General features: G+C 65.1%; 16 protein-coding genes. All 16 read left to right on the top strand.

Annotated elements, in window-relative coordinates; all coding sequences use genetic code 11:
• Positions 1-40: 40 nt before the first annotated feature.
• The 16 genes from WFK36_RS02005 (at position 41) to WFK36_RS02080 (ending at position 11038) form a co-directional block, all read left to right on the top strand.
• Positions 41-775 (top strand): SAM-dependent methyltransferase, encoded by a 735-nt coding sequence (locus WFK36_RS02005; protein WP_336789235.1) that lies wholly within the window; start codon positions 41-43, stop codon positions 773-775.
• An 83-nt stretch (positions 776-858) separates the two neighbouring features.
• The gene (locus WFK36_RS02010) at positions 859-1851 is read left to right on the top strand and encodes a type IV toxin-antitoxin system AbiEi family antitoxin domain-containing protein (RefSeq protein WP_336789237.1); all 993 of its coding nucleotides are present in this window, start codon (positions 859-861) and stop codon (positions 1849-1851) included.
• Between the two features lie 478 nt (positions 1852-2329).
• Entirely contained in the window at positions 2330-2635 is a 306-nt protein-coding gene (gene rpsJ / locus WFK36_RS02015; protein WP_003938093.1) for a 30S ribosomal protein S10, read from the top strand.
• Positions 2636-2651: 16 nt separating this feature from the next.
• Positions 2652-3308: a 50S ribosomal protein L3 gene (gene rplC, locus WFK36_RS02020; RefSeq protein WP_336789240.1), complete on the top strand. Its 657-nt coding sequence runs from the start codon at positions 2652-2654 to the stop codon at positions 3306-3308.
• Entirely contained in the window at positions 3305-3961 is a 657-nt protein-coding gene (rplD, locus tag WFK36_RS02025; RefSeq protein WP_008376019.1) for a 50S ribosomal protein L4, read from the top strand. Before rplC ends, rplD begins: the two co-directional genes overlap by 4 nt.
• Before the next feature lie 2 nt (positions 3962-3963).
• Positions 3964-4269 carry a 50S ribosomal protein L23 gene (gene rplW / locus WFK36_RS02030; protein WP_008376018.1) on the top strand — a complete coding sequence of 102 codons (306 nt, stop codon included), beginning with the start codon at positions 3964-3966 and terminating at the stop codon, positions 4267-4269.
• A 30-nt stretch (positions 4270-4299) separates the two neighbouring features.
• Positions 4300-5136 (top strand): 50S ribosomal protein L2, encoded by an 837-nt coding sequence (gene rplB / locus WFK36_RS02035; RefSeq protein WP_008376017.1) that lies wholly within the window; start codon positions 4300-4302, stop codon positions 5134-5136.
• A gap of 16 nt (positions 5137-5152) precedes the next feature.
• A complete protein-coding gene (gene rpsS / locus WFK36_RS02040; RefSeq protein WP_006895647.1) occupies positions 5153-5434 on the top strand; it encodes a 30S ribosomal protein S19 in 282 nt (93 codons plus the stop codon).
• A gap of 2 nt (positions 5435-5436) precedes the next feature.
• Positions 5437-5844: a 50S ribosomal protein L22 gene (gene rplV, locus WFK36_RS02045; protein WP_008376016.1), complete on the top strand. Its 408-nt coding sequence runs from the start codon at positions 5437-5439 to the stop codon at positions 5842-5844.
• A 3-nt stretch (positions 5845-5847) separates the two neighbouring features.
• A complete protein-coding gene (gene rpsC / locus WFK36_RS02050; protein WP_008376015.1) occupies positions 5848-6660 on the top strand; it encodes a 30S ribosomal protein S3 in 813 nt (270 codons plus the stop codon).
• A 3-nt stretch (positions 6661-6663) separates the two neighbouring features.
• The gene (rplP, locus tag WFK36_RS02055) at positions 6664-7080 is read left to right on the top strand and encodes a 50S ribosomal protein L16 (protein ID WP_008376013.1); all 417 of its coding nucleotides are present in this window, start codon (positions 6664-6666) and stop codon (positions 7078-7080) included.
• Positions 7080-7313 (top strand): 50S ribosomal protein L29, encoded by a 234-nt coding sequence (gene rpmC / locus WFK36_RS02060; RefSeq protein WP_008376012.1) that lies wholly within the window; start codon positions 7080-7082, stop codon positions 7311-7313. The genes rplP and rpmC overlap by 1 nt, the downstream gene beginning before the upstream one ends.
• The gene (gene rpsQ / locus WFK36_RS02065; RefSeq protein ID WP_008376011.1) at positions 7310-7591 is read left to right on the top strand and encodes a 30S ribosomal protein S17; all 282 of its coding nucleotides are present in this window, start codon (positions 7310-7312) and stop codon (positions 7589-7591) included. The genes rpmC and rpsQ overlap by 4 nt, the downstream gene beginning before the upstream one ends.
• Before the next feature lie 371 nt (positions 7592-7962).
• Positions 7963-9387, top strand: a complete 1425-nt coding sequence (locus WFK36_RS02070; RefSeq protein ID WP_336789247.1) for an ATP-binding cassette domain-containing protein — start codon at positions 7963-7965, stop codon at positions 9385-9387.
• Positions 9384-10220, top strand: a complete 837-nt coding sequence (locus tag WFK36_RS02075) for an ABC transporter permease (protein ID WP_336789249.1) — start codon at positions 9384-9386, stop codon at positions 10218-10220. The genes WFK36_RS02070 and WFK36_RS02075 overlap by 4 nt, the downstream gene beginning before the upstream one ends.
• A complete protein-coding gene (locus WFK36_RS02080; RefSeq protein ID WP_008376007.1) occupies positions 10217-11038 on the top strand; it encodes an ABC transporter permease in 822 nt (273 codons plus the stop codon). The genes WFK36_RS02075 and WFK36_RS02080 overlap by 4 nt, the downstream gene beginning before the upstream one ends.
• The last annotated feature ends 171 nt before the right edge of the window (positions 11039-11209 follow it).

Raw genomic sequence — 11209 nt, forward strand, 5'->3', positions numbered from 1 at the left:
CCGTCTAGGAACTTTCAACGCACGCCACTAGAGTCTCGGTGTGACCGACGATCAGTTCGAGAAGTTCATGCACGTCCACTCCGGGCTTCCTCGGGAGGCTCCGGGGTCGCAGGCGACGCTCGGGCTCCTCTTGCAGTTGGCGGGCGACCTGCCTGGACAACCCCGGATCCTCGACGTGGGCTGTGGCACCGGCCCGGCGGCGGTGCCGTTGGCCGTCGCGACCGGCGGCACGGTGACCGGAGTCGATCTGCATGAGCCGTTCCTCGCCGGACTCGCAGAGCGAGCCGCGCGGGAGGGCGTCGCTGATCGGGTGACCGGCGTCGCCGCATCGATGGACGACCTCCCTGTCGAACCGGGGACCGTCGACCTGCTCTGGTCGGAGGGCTCTGCCTACATCATGGGCTTCGACGCGGCGCTCCGCGCCTGGCGTCCGCTGCTCTCCGAACGAGGCGTCCTCGTCCTGACCGAATGCGAATGGCTCACCGACACCCCGTCCGACGAGGCCCGTGACTTCTGGGCGGCCTACGAGGGCATGCGGTCGACGCCTGGCAACGTCGCCGCGGCGTGGGAGGCGGGCTATCGGGTGCTCGCGACCTACGTCCTCCCCGACACCGACTGGGACGAGTACTACGCACCCCTCGCCGCACGAATCGACTCCCTCCGCGCCGACGGCTTCGACCCCGACGTCCTCGACGCGGCAGCAGCCGAGATCGGCGTCCGTCACCGCAACTCCTCCGACTTCGGCTACACCGCTTACGTCCTGAAGCCGAGGTAGTCGTGCGGCGGCCTGTGGACAACATGGTCGCGTGAATCTCGTCTTTGTCCGATCATGGTCGGGCAAAGACGAGGGGGGTCGTCATGACGATTGCACTGCTGTTGCCTCAAGACCGATTCGGACTGGTCAGGCGCGCGGCCGCGCTTGAAGCCGGATGGACCGATGCGATGCTGTCCGCGGCGGTTCGGCGGGGAGAACTCATCCGAGTCGCGATCGGCGTTTATGCGATCGCTGAGGTCGACCTCGACGGGCCCGAAGGTGCAGATCGCCTCTACCGCCTGCGCTCGATCGCAACGGTCAGCAACGCGCGGGATGGAGGTGCGACGGTGCTGAGTCATCAATCCGCAGCCGCGGTTCACGGTCTTCCTCCGTTGAAGCCGAATCGTGAGAACATCCACGTGACCTCGTTGACGCGTGGCGGCGGACTGATCCGCGGTGGGCGAAACGTTCACGGTGGACACCTGGACGAAACTCAGATCGTCGACGTCGACGGCATTCGAGTCACCGACGTCGTGCGGACTGCCGTCGACGTTGCCGAGGCCGGCTCATTTGCTCAGGCTTTGACGGTGTTCGACGCCGCATTGCGGGCGGGCGCAGACCGCGCGAGCCTCGAGTCCGAGCTCGGTCGTCGTCGTACCAAGGGTGCCCGCGAGGCGAGGGCGGCGATCGTCGTCGCTGACGGCCGTTCCGCGTCGGTCGGGGAGTCGTGGAGCCGCGCACAGATGATCGAAGACGGCCTCGCGTTGCCGGATCTGCAGGTGGAACATGCTGTTGACGGCGACACCTTCGTCGTCGACTACGAGTGGCACGGCCGCTTGATGGCCGAGTACGACGGTCTTCACAAATACGGACGTCTGCTTCGCCCGGGGGAGACGACAGCTCGCGCTGTCATCCGGGAAAAAGCGCAGGGAAGACCGACTGCGGAGGGCCACCGGGCTGGTGATGGTCCGATGGGTATGGGCCGACCTGGAGCGCCACAGGGTCGCCGCGATCCTGCGGGGATGGCTCGACTGACCTGCCTCATCTCGCTCCTCCCTGCTTCAACTGGACTCGCCTGCCTGAGCTCAGGCAGGTAGGACGCATTGAGGCAGGTAGGAGCGAGATGAGGCGGGTAGGTCGAAACGAACAACCCCATGAGGTGACGGAAAGGGAACCTCGCTGCCGTCTCAGGCAACGACCACGAGACGCATCTCACTGCGCGCGACCTGCGGGAACGATTTGAGATCAGGGCCGAGGTGCTGCATACTATTTAGGTTGCCCCGGCTGGGGCGCACAAACTTCCAGGGCCGCAACTGCGGGCTGGGTTGTGTAACGCGTGCAATTTGCTGATTGACACGGTCTCGACACGCCCGACCGCGGGGTACCGGAGGCGAAGCCGACGAAAGTCGGCAGCTGGACGAAATAGTCCGGCAGCGTACAACGACAGAAGAACAGCGTCGATCCACCCGATCTCATCGGGGGTGGTCATGTGGCCCAGTTGCCGCCCGTGCATGCACGGGTGTGAGCCGCGCGGTGTTCGTCTGTCGAGAGAAACCAGACGGAAGAGGACACAGCGTGGCGGGACAGAAGATCCGCATCAGGCTCAAGGCCTACGACCACGAAGCGATCGACGCTTCGGCGCGCAAGATCGTGGAGACCGTGACCCGTACGGGTGCACGCGTCGTCGGCCCGGTGCCGTTGCCCACCGAAAAGAACGTGTACTGCGTCATCCGTTCGCCGCATAAGTACAAGGACAGCCGCGAACACTTCGAGATGCGTACACACAAGCGACTCATCGACATCCTCGACCCGACGCCCAAGACGGTTGACGCGCTGATGCGCATCGACCTGCCGGCCAGCGTCGACGTCAACATCCAGTGACGGGGGATCGGAAAAAATGAGCAAGCAGAACGCAACCAAGGGCATCCTGGGCACCAAGCTCGGCATGACCCAGGTTTTCGACGAGAACAACCGGGTCGTCCCGGTGACCGTTATCGCGACCGGCTCCAATGTCGTCACCCAGCTCCGCACTCTGGAGCGCGACGGCTACACGGCAGTCCAGCTCGCCTACGGCGCCATCGACCCCCGCAAGGTGACCAAGCCCGTCGCGGGCCAGTTCGCCAAAGCCGGCGTTACCCCCCGCCGCCACCTCGCCGAGCTTCGTGTCAACGACATCTCGGAGTTCGAGGTCGGCCAGGAACTGGGCGCTGACATCTTTGCCGACGGCATCAAGGTGGACGTGACCGGAACCTCGAAGGGCAAGGGCTTCGCCGGTGTCATGAAGCGTCACGGCTTCGCCGGTCTGGGCGCCAGCCACGGTGTGCACCGCGTGCACCGTTCGCCGGGCTCCATCGGCGGCTGTGCCACCCCCGGTCGCGTGTTCAAGGGCATGCGCATGGCGGGTCGCATGGGTAGCGACAAGGTGACGACGCAGAACCTCACCGTCCACAAGGTGGACGCTGAAGCCGGTCTGCTGTTGATCAAGGGCGCGATCCCCGGCCGCAAGGGCGGCGTCGTGGTGGTCCGCGAGGCAGTGAAGGGTGGCAGCAAGTGAGCACCGAAACCGCAACCAAGTTGACGCTCGACGTCCGCGCAGCAGACGGGTCCGTCGCCGGAACCGCTGAGCTGCCCGCAGAGCTGTTCGATCAGACCGCCAACATCGCACTGATGCACCAGGTCGTCGTCGCACAGCAGGCTGCAGGCCGTCAGGGCACGCACGCGACCAAGACGCGCGCACAGGTCTCGGGCGGCGGCGCGAAGCCGTACCGCCAGAAGGGCACCGGCCGCGCACGCCAGGGCTCGACCCGTGCACCGCAGTTCGCAGGCGGTGGCATCGTCCACGGTCCGCAGCCGCGCGACTACACGCAGAAGGTCAACAAGAAGATGAAGGTCGCCGCTCTGCGTGGCGCCCTGTCGGACCGTGCTCGCAGCGAGCGCATCCACGTCATCACCGAGCTCGTCTCGGGACAGACGCCGTCGACCAAGTCGGCACGCGCCTTCCTCGAGCTGCTGAGCGAGCGACGCAAGTTCCTCGTCGTCCTGACCCGTGAGGATCAGGCCGGCTGGAAGAGCATCGCGAACCTGCCGAACGTGCTGGGCATCACTGCTGATCAGCTCAACACGTACGACGTCCTCGATTCTGACGAGGTCGTGTTCAGCGTTGAGACGCTGGAAGCGTTCGTCGACAAGAACAAGAAGGAGGCCTAGGCATGGCTACGCACGCAAACCCGCGTGACATCATCCTGGCGCCGGTGATCTCGGAGAAGGCCTACGGGCTGATCGAAGACAACGTGTACACCTTCCTGGTGCACCCGGATTCGAACAAGACCCAGATCAAGATCGCTATCCAGCAGATCTTCGACGTCAAGGTCTCCAGCGTCAACACCGCGAACCGACAGGGCAAGCGCAAGCGCACCCGCTCGGGCTTCGGCAAGCGCAAGAACACCAAGCGCGCCATCGTGACGCTGTCCGCTGACAGCAAGCCCATCGAGATCTTCGGAGGAGCGGTCAGCTGACCGCCCGAGAAGGATTAGGGACTAACACTCATGGCAATTCGTAAGTACAAGCCGACAACGCCGGGCCGTCGTGGCTCGAGTGGCGCCGACTTCTCCGAGGTCACGCGTTCGCACCCCGAGAAGTCGCTGGTGCGTCCGCTCCACAGCACCGGTGGCCGCAACGCCCACGGTCGCATCACCACCCGTCACCGCGGTGGCGGCCACAAGCGTGCCTACCGTCTGATCGACTTCCGTCGTAACGACAAGGACGGAATCAACGCCAAGGTCGCTCACATCGAGTACGACCCGAACCGCACGGCTCGGATCGCACTGCTCCACTACCTCGACGGTGAGAAGCGCTACATCATCGCCCCGAAGAACCTGAAGCAGGGCGACATCGTCGAGTCCGGCCCCAACGCCGACATCAAGCCCGGCAACAACCTGCCGCTGCGCAACATCCCCACCGGTACCCAGATCCACAACGTGGAGCTGCGTCCGGGCGGTGGCGCCAAGATGGCACGTTCGGCCGGTGCGTCGATCCAGCTCCTCGGCAAGGAAGGCCCCTACGCCACGCTGCGTATGCCGTCCGGTGAAATCCGTCGTGTCGACGTGCGCTGCCGCGCAACCGTCGGCGAGGTGGGCAACGCCGAGCAGAGCAACATCAACTGGGGCAAGGCCGGCCGTATGCGCTGGAAGGGCAAGCGTCCCACCGTCCGTGGTGTCGTGATGAACCCGGTCGACCACCCGCATGGTGGTGGCGAGGGCAAGACCTCCGGTGGTCGCCACCCGGTCAGCCCGTGGGGCAAGCCGGAAGGCCGTACCCGCAAGAACAAGGCCAGCGACAAGCTGATCGTCCGCCGCCGCCGTACCGGCAAGAACAAGCGATAATAGGAGGAGGTAAAAAATGCCACGCAGCCTCAAGAAGGGCCCGTTCGTCGACGACCACCTCCTGAAGAAGGTGGATGCACAGAACGAGAAGGGCACGAAGCAGGTCATCAAGACCTGGTCGCGCCGCTCGACCATCATCCCCGACTTCATCGGTCACACTTTTGCGGTCCACGACGGTCGCAAGCATGTGCCCGTGTTCGTGTCGGACTCGATGGTCGGTCACAAGCTGGGCGAGTTCGCCCCCACCCGTACCTTCAAGGGTCACATCAAGGATGACCGGAAAGCGAAGCGCCGGTAATCATGACTACTGAAACCGATAACGCAGTGCAGACCGCTCGCGCGACAGCGAAGTTCGTTCGCGTCACGCCGATGAAGGCTCGTCGAGTCATCGACCTCGTCCGCGGCAAGAACGTCGACGAGGCTCTGGACATCCTGCGGTTCGCACCGCAGGCTGCCAGCGAGCCCGTGTACAAGGTGCTCGCCAGTGCGATCGCCAACGCGGAGAACAACCAGGGCCAGGATCGTCGCACCCTGATCGTCTCGGAGGCATTCGCCGACGAGGGCCCGACCCTGAAGCGGTTCCAGCCGCGCGCCCAGGGCCGTGCGTTCCGCATCCGCAAGCGCACCAGCCACATCACCGTGGTCGTGTCCGCAGCGGAGAACGGCGGACGTGCTCGTTCGCGCCAGCAGAAGAAGAAGGGAGCCTAAACCGTGGGCCAGAAGATCAACCCGCACGGCTTCCGGCTGGGCATCACCACCGACTGGAGCTCGCGTTGGTACGCCGACAAGCAGTACGCGGATTACGTCAAGGAAGACGTCGCGATCCGCAAGCTGCTGAGCACCGGCCTCGAGCGCGCAGGCATCTCGAAGGTTGAGATCGAGCGCACCCGTGACCGCGTCCGCGTCGACATCCACACCGCCCGTCCGGGCATCGTCATCGGTCGCCGCGGCGCCGAGGCCGATCGCATCCGTGGCGACCTGGAGAAGCTCACCGGCAAGCAGGTTCAGCTGAACATCCTCGAGGTCAAGAACCCCGAGGCCGACGCACAGCTCGTGGCGCAGGGCGTCGCCGAGCAGCTCAGCAACCGCGTGGCGTTCCGCCGCGCGATGCGCAAGGCCATTCAGTCGGCCATGCGCCAGCCGGGCGTCAAGGGCATCCGTGTCCAGTGCTCGGGCCGCCTCGGCGGAGCTGAGATGAGCCGCAAGGAGTTCTACCGCGAGGGACGCGTGCCGCTGCATACGCTGCGCGCCGACATCGACTACGGACTCTACGAGGCCAAGACCACCTTCGGCCGTATCGGCGTGAAGGTGTGGATCTACAAGGGTGACGTCGTCGGTGGTCGTCGTGAGCTGGCTGCGGCCGCTCCGGCAGAGGACCGTCGTCCGCGTCGTCCCAGCCGCCCGCGTCGCAGCGGTGCCTCGGGCACCACGGCGACCGGCACCGAGGCCGGCCGCACTGCGGCCGCCGAGGCTTCGGCTGCCGACGCGCCTGCGCCTGCGCAGGCAGAGAACCAGGAGGGCTAGCCCATGTTGATCCCTCGTCGGGTCAAGCACCGCAAGCAGCACCACCCCAGCCTGAAGGGTCAGGCGTCGGGCGGAACCAAGGTCACCTTCGGTGACTACGGCATCCAGGCGCTCGAAGGTGCATACATCACCAACCGTCAGATCGAGTCCGCTCGTATCGCGATCAACCGCCACATCAAGCGTGGCGGCAAGGTCTGGATCAACATCTTCCCGGACCGCCCGATCACGAAGAAGCCTGCCGAGACCCGCATGGGTTCCGGTAAGGGTTCGCCCGAGTGGTGGGTGGCACCGGTCAAGCCGGGCCGCGTGCTGTTCGAGATGACCTACCCCAATGAGGAGACCGCTCGCGAGGCCCTGCGCCGCGCACAGCACAAGCTCCCCATGAAGACCCGGATCGTGACCAGAGAGGAGCAGTTCTGATGGCACTCGGAATCGCTGCTGCCGAGCTCCGCGAGCTCAGTGACACCGATCTGGTCGATCGCCTGAAGGAGTCGAAGGAAGAGCTCTTCAACCTTCGCTTCCAGATGGCAACCGGCCAGCTCGACAACAATCGACGTCTGCGCACCGTGCGTCGCGAGATCGCACGTGTGTACACCGTCATGCGCGAGCGTGAACTGGGCTTGGCGTCCGGACCGGAAGGTGAAGACGCATGAGTGAGGACCAGAACGTGAACGTCGAAGAGCGTGCCAGCCGCAAAGAGCGGATCGGCTACGTCGTCAGTGACAAGATGACCAAGACCATCACGGTCGAGCTGGAGGATCGCAAGAGCCACAAGCTCTACGGCAAGATCATCCGCACGACCAGCAAGGTCAAGGCGCATGACGAGAACGAGACCGCCGGCGTCGGCGACCGCGTTCGCATCATGGAGACCCGCCCGCTGTCGGCCACCAAGCGCTGGCGTCTGGTCGAGGTCCTGGAGAAGGCCAAGTAGCCCTCTCTCATCCTCTGCGATGACATGAAGAATCGCCCTTTCCCGAATTCGGGGAAGGGCGATTCTCATGTTTCGGACAATCGGTCGCCGTGAATTGGATCCATGTTCTCCAATGCGGTGTCAATGCGGACGATCACGCGAACCCCGTTAGTCCACACGATAGGATCGGCGTGTTGCGTCTCGCGCGTGTCGCGTAGGCGAATGTGTTTGTGCTGCAATGAATTTGCTTGAATCTGGGGTTCGTGGCAGGGGTTGGGGTGCAGTTTCGCCCTGTGGAGCCACGAAACGCTGGCGTGGTCGTCGGCGATAGTCATAGGGATCTTTACTAGGGTCATAAGAACTAAGAATCTTCTTCAGGAGGGGATCACTCGATGTCAGACGCAGGCGGCCGTCCGGCCGGGAGGGCCGATCGCTCGGCAGCGCCGCGTCCGGAATCGGGTCCTCTCGAGCAGACGATGCCGTGGGTGCCCGAGGACGATCCGATCCTGCGGCAACTGCGTGCCTGGCGCGACGATCTCGCGACCCGTGAGCCTGACGCGTCGGAATCGAGTCCGGCCGAGCACAGCGGTGACTCCACGGAATCGGCTCCCCGGACAGACGCTCCGAACCTCGCCTACTCCGCGGTCTCCGCGCCCGCGGGCTACACACCGCCGACACCGGTCGTCCCTGTCGCACCGCCGGCTCAGGCGCGCCCTCGGCGCGCACGACACGCCGCATGGAACGTCATGTCCGCGGCGCCGCCGGCACCGATCGAGTCGGCAGCCGAACTTCGCCTGGCGAACGAGCGGACAGTCGCGTTCCCGTCCATCGATCCGACCGCACTCGACGTCGCGCGCGATGTTCCGAACGCGATCGTCGCCACGAACCTGAAGAAGACCTTCGGCGACTTCACCGCGGTCCATGACGTGAGTTTCGAGGTGCCCAAGGGCACGATCGTGGCGATCCTCGGTCCGAACGGTGCAGGCAAGACCACCACGGTCAACATGCTGTGCACCCTTCTGGCTCCGGACGGCGGCAGCGCGACCGTCGCGGGGCACGACGTGGTGGACGACCCGTCGGGTGTCCGCTCCTCGATCATGCTCACCGGGCAGTTCGCCGCACTCGACGAGTCGTTGACCGGCCGGGAGAACTTGATCCTGTTCGGCAGGCTGCTCGGACTGCCGAAGAAGAAGGCGCAGGTTCGTGCTGACGAACTGCTCGAAGAGTTCTCCCTGACCGAGGCGTCCGGCCGCCGCGTGGGCCAGTACTCCGGCGGCATGCGCCGTCGCATCGACATCGCGTGTGGTCTCGTCACCGCCCCCGAAGTGGTGTTCCTCGACGAGCCGACCACCGGACTCGACCCGCGGAGCAGGCAGGACGTGTGGACGCTCGTCGAGCAACTCCGGGACAGCGGCGTCACGATCCTGCTGACCACTCAGTACCTCGAAGAGGCCGACATGCTGTCGGACAACATCGTCGTCATCGACAAGGGGCGAGTGATCGCCGAGGGCACGTCCGATGAATTGAAGGCCGAGACCGGAGCCGCGTACTGCGAAGTGACACCGGCTCACCCCGCGTACCTCCCGCGCCTGCGCGCACGCCTGCGGGACCTCATCGGCCCCACCGACGTAGACGACTCCGACCTCGACGAGCGGACCGTGTCGGTGCCTGCACCCAACGGCCCGGAGACGCTCGCCGAAGTGATGCGACGGACCGAGGCCGCGAAGATCCCGCTCGCCGACATCGCATTGCGCCGACCTTCGCTCGACGAGGTGTTCCTCGCGTTGACCGCCAAGTCGGGAGACGACGAACGGTGACGGCCCAGATGGACGCCCCTGCGTCGGCCGGAGCACTCGCCTCCGAGGCCGCACTGGCGGGCGGGGCCGGTTCGCGTGCGCTCCGTCAGACATGGACGCTGACGGCGCGAGGACTGCTCAAGGTCCTCCGCAACGGCGAGTTCGTGTATGCCTTCATCGCGCCCGCATTCCTCGCACTCTGCTTCTACCTGCCGCTGCGCAAGGTCATGGACTCGACGCCGGGCATGGACTACGGCACGTTCCTCATGCCGATCATCATCTTTCAGTCGATCAGCTTCGCCGCGACCTCTGCGGCGATGCGATCGGCGTTCGATTCGAGTCAGGGCATCAACGCCCGCTTCCGCGTGATGCCGATCCCGTCGTGGGCGCCGCTCGTCGCCCGGATGGTCACCAACGCGGTACTGCTGACAGTGTCGATCTGCTGCGGTGCCATCGCCTGCCTCCTCATCGGCTGGCGGCCCGGCGGGGGTGTCGTGGGCACGATCGGCCTGTTCGCCTTCGGCCTTCTGATCGGCCTCGTGCTGGCGACCCTGTGCGACGGTTTCGGAATGCTCGCGGGTTCGCCGGAGGCCACCAGCCAGTTGATGGGCTTTCCGGTGATGATCCTGGGCATGGTGTCGACGGGATTCGTTCCCGAAGAGCGCTTCCCCGAGTGGATCCGAGGATTCGCGCGCAACCAGCCGATCTCGCAGTTCGTGGAGACGATGCGCACCATGGACTCATCGGACACGCTCACGTTGGCGAACTCGACCGGCACAGTCATCTGTCTGGTCGTGCTGGCAGTGATCGCCGTCGTGGTGCTCGTCGCCGGTCTGCGAAAGGCTCACCGATGAGCGTCATGGCAAGTGCACAGCCGACCGTCGTGCCCGCGGAGGGTTCGATCCGGGCGTGGGCGAGCAACACCGCGGTGCTCTCGTGGCGTCAGATCCTCGTGTACGTGCGTGACGTGCCGACCCTGCTGCAGTCGATCATCATCCCGGGCATCTCGCTGGTGTTGATGAAGGTGGTGCTCGGAGACGCGATCGGGCAGGCGACGGGCAAGAACAGCCTGTACGGCACCGTGCCGCTGATCATCCTCGTCGGCGCGATGGGCGGATCGATGGTGTCGGCGGTGCGCCTCAACAAGGAGCGCTCGACCGGACTGCTCGCTCGACTGTATGTTCTGCCGATCAATCGTGCTGCGGACCTGACGTCGCGGGTCGTGTCGGAGATCGCTCGCATCATCGCTGCGACGGCTGTCCTCCTTGCAGTCGGAATGGCGATCGGTTTCCGGTTCACGAATGGTCCGCTCGCCGCGGCCGGGATGGTCGTGACCGCTGTTGTCTTCGGCGCGTCGTTCGCAGTGCTGATGCTGGCGCTCGCGGTCAACGCGCCACCCGGAGCTCCCATCGTCCAGTACCTCGGCCTGTTGATCAGCGTCCTGATGTTCTTCAACTCGGGATTCTCACCGCTCGAGGCGTACCCGGGGTGGTTGCAGCCGTTCGTCGAGTATCAACCGATGAGTCCGGCAATCGAGCTGATGAGGTCGCTCGCATCAGGTGGGCCGATCGTCGAACCGCTTGTCACAGTCGCCGTCTGGGCGGCGATCTTCGTGGCAGCCGCGATCTATCCGGCGCTGACCGGGTATCGGAAGGCGGCGACGGCGAGATGATTCCGAGGTTTTCATATGATCAAACGACGATGATGACGGGAAGAGATCCGACAGGCAGACACTGACAATAGGTTCGTAGGTGAGTGATGGCAGGGGTGGAAACCCCTACGGGCGGGGTCCGAGGGGACACGCCAGGCGGTGCAGATGCGCACGAGGCGAAAGGCGACAGCG

The organism is Gordonia malaquae (assembly GCF_037148075.1).
GTDB classification, from domain to species: Bacteria; Actinomycetota; Actinomycetes; order Mycobacteriales; family Mycobacteriaceae; genus Gordonia; species Gordonia malaquae.

Coding starts and splice junctions, on each gene's coding strand:
- WFK36_RS02010 (WP_336789237.1), top strand. CDS start 859: ATGACGATTGCACTGCTGTTGCCTCAAGACCGATTCGGACTGGTCAGG.
- rplC (WP_336789240.1), top strand. CDS start 2,652: ATGAGCAAGCAGAACGCAACCAAGGGCATCCTGGGCACCAAGCTCGGC.
- rplW (WP_008376018.1), top strand. CDS start 3,964: ATGGCTACGCACGCAAACCCGCGTGACATCATCCTGGCGCCGGTGATC.
- rplB (WP_008376017.1), top strand. CDS start 4,300: ATGGCAATTCGTAAGTACAAGCCGACAACGCCGGGCCGTCGTGGCTCG.
- rpsS (WP_006895647.1), top strand. CDS start 5,153: ATGCCACGCAGCCTCAAGAAGGGCCCGTTCGTCGACGACCACCTCCTG.
- rplV (WP_008376016.1), top strand. CDS start 5,437: ATGACTACTGAAACCGATAACGCAGTGCAGACCGCTCGCGCGACAGCG.
- rplP (WP_008376013.1), top strand. CDS start 6,664: ATGTTGATCCCTCGTCGGGTCAAGCACCGCAAGCAGCACCACCCCAGC.
- rpmC (WP_008376012.1), top strand. CDS start 7,080: ATGGCACTCGGAATCGCTGCTGCCGAGCTCCGCGAGCTCAGTGACACC.
- rpsQ (WP_008376011.1), top strand. CDS start 7,310: ATGAGTGAGGACCAGAACGTGAACGTCGAAGAGCGTGCCAGCCGCAAA.
- WFK36_RS02070 (WP_336789247.1), top strand. CDS start 7,963: ATGTCAGACGCAGGCGGCCGTCCGGCCGGGAGGGCCGATCGCTCGGCA.
- WFK36_RS02080 (WP_008376007.1), top strand. CDS start 10,217: ATGAGCGTCATGGCAAGTGCACAGCCGACCGTCGTGCCCGCGGAGGGT.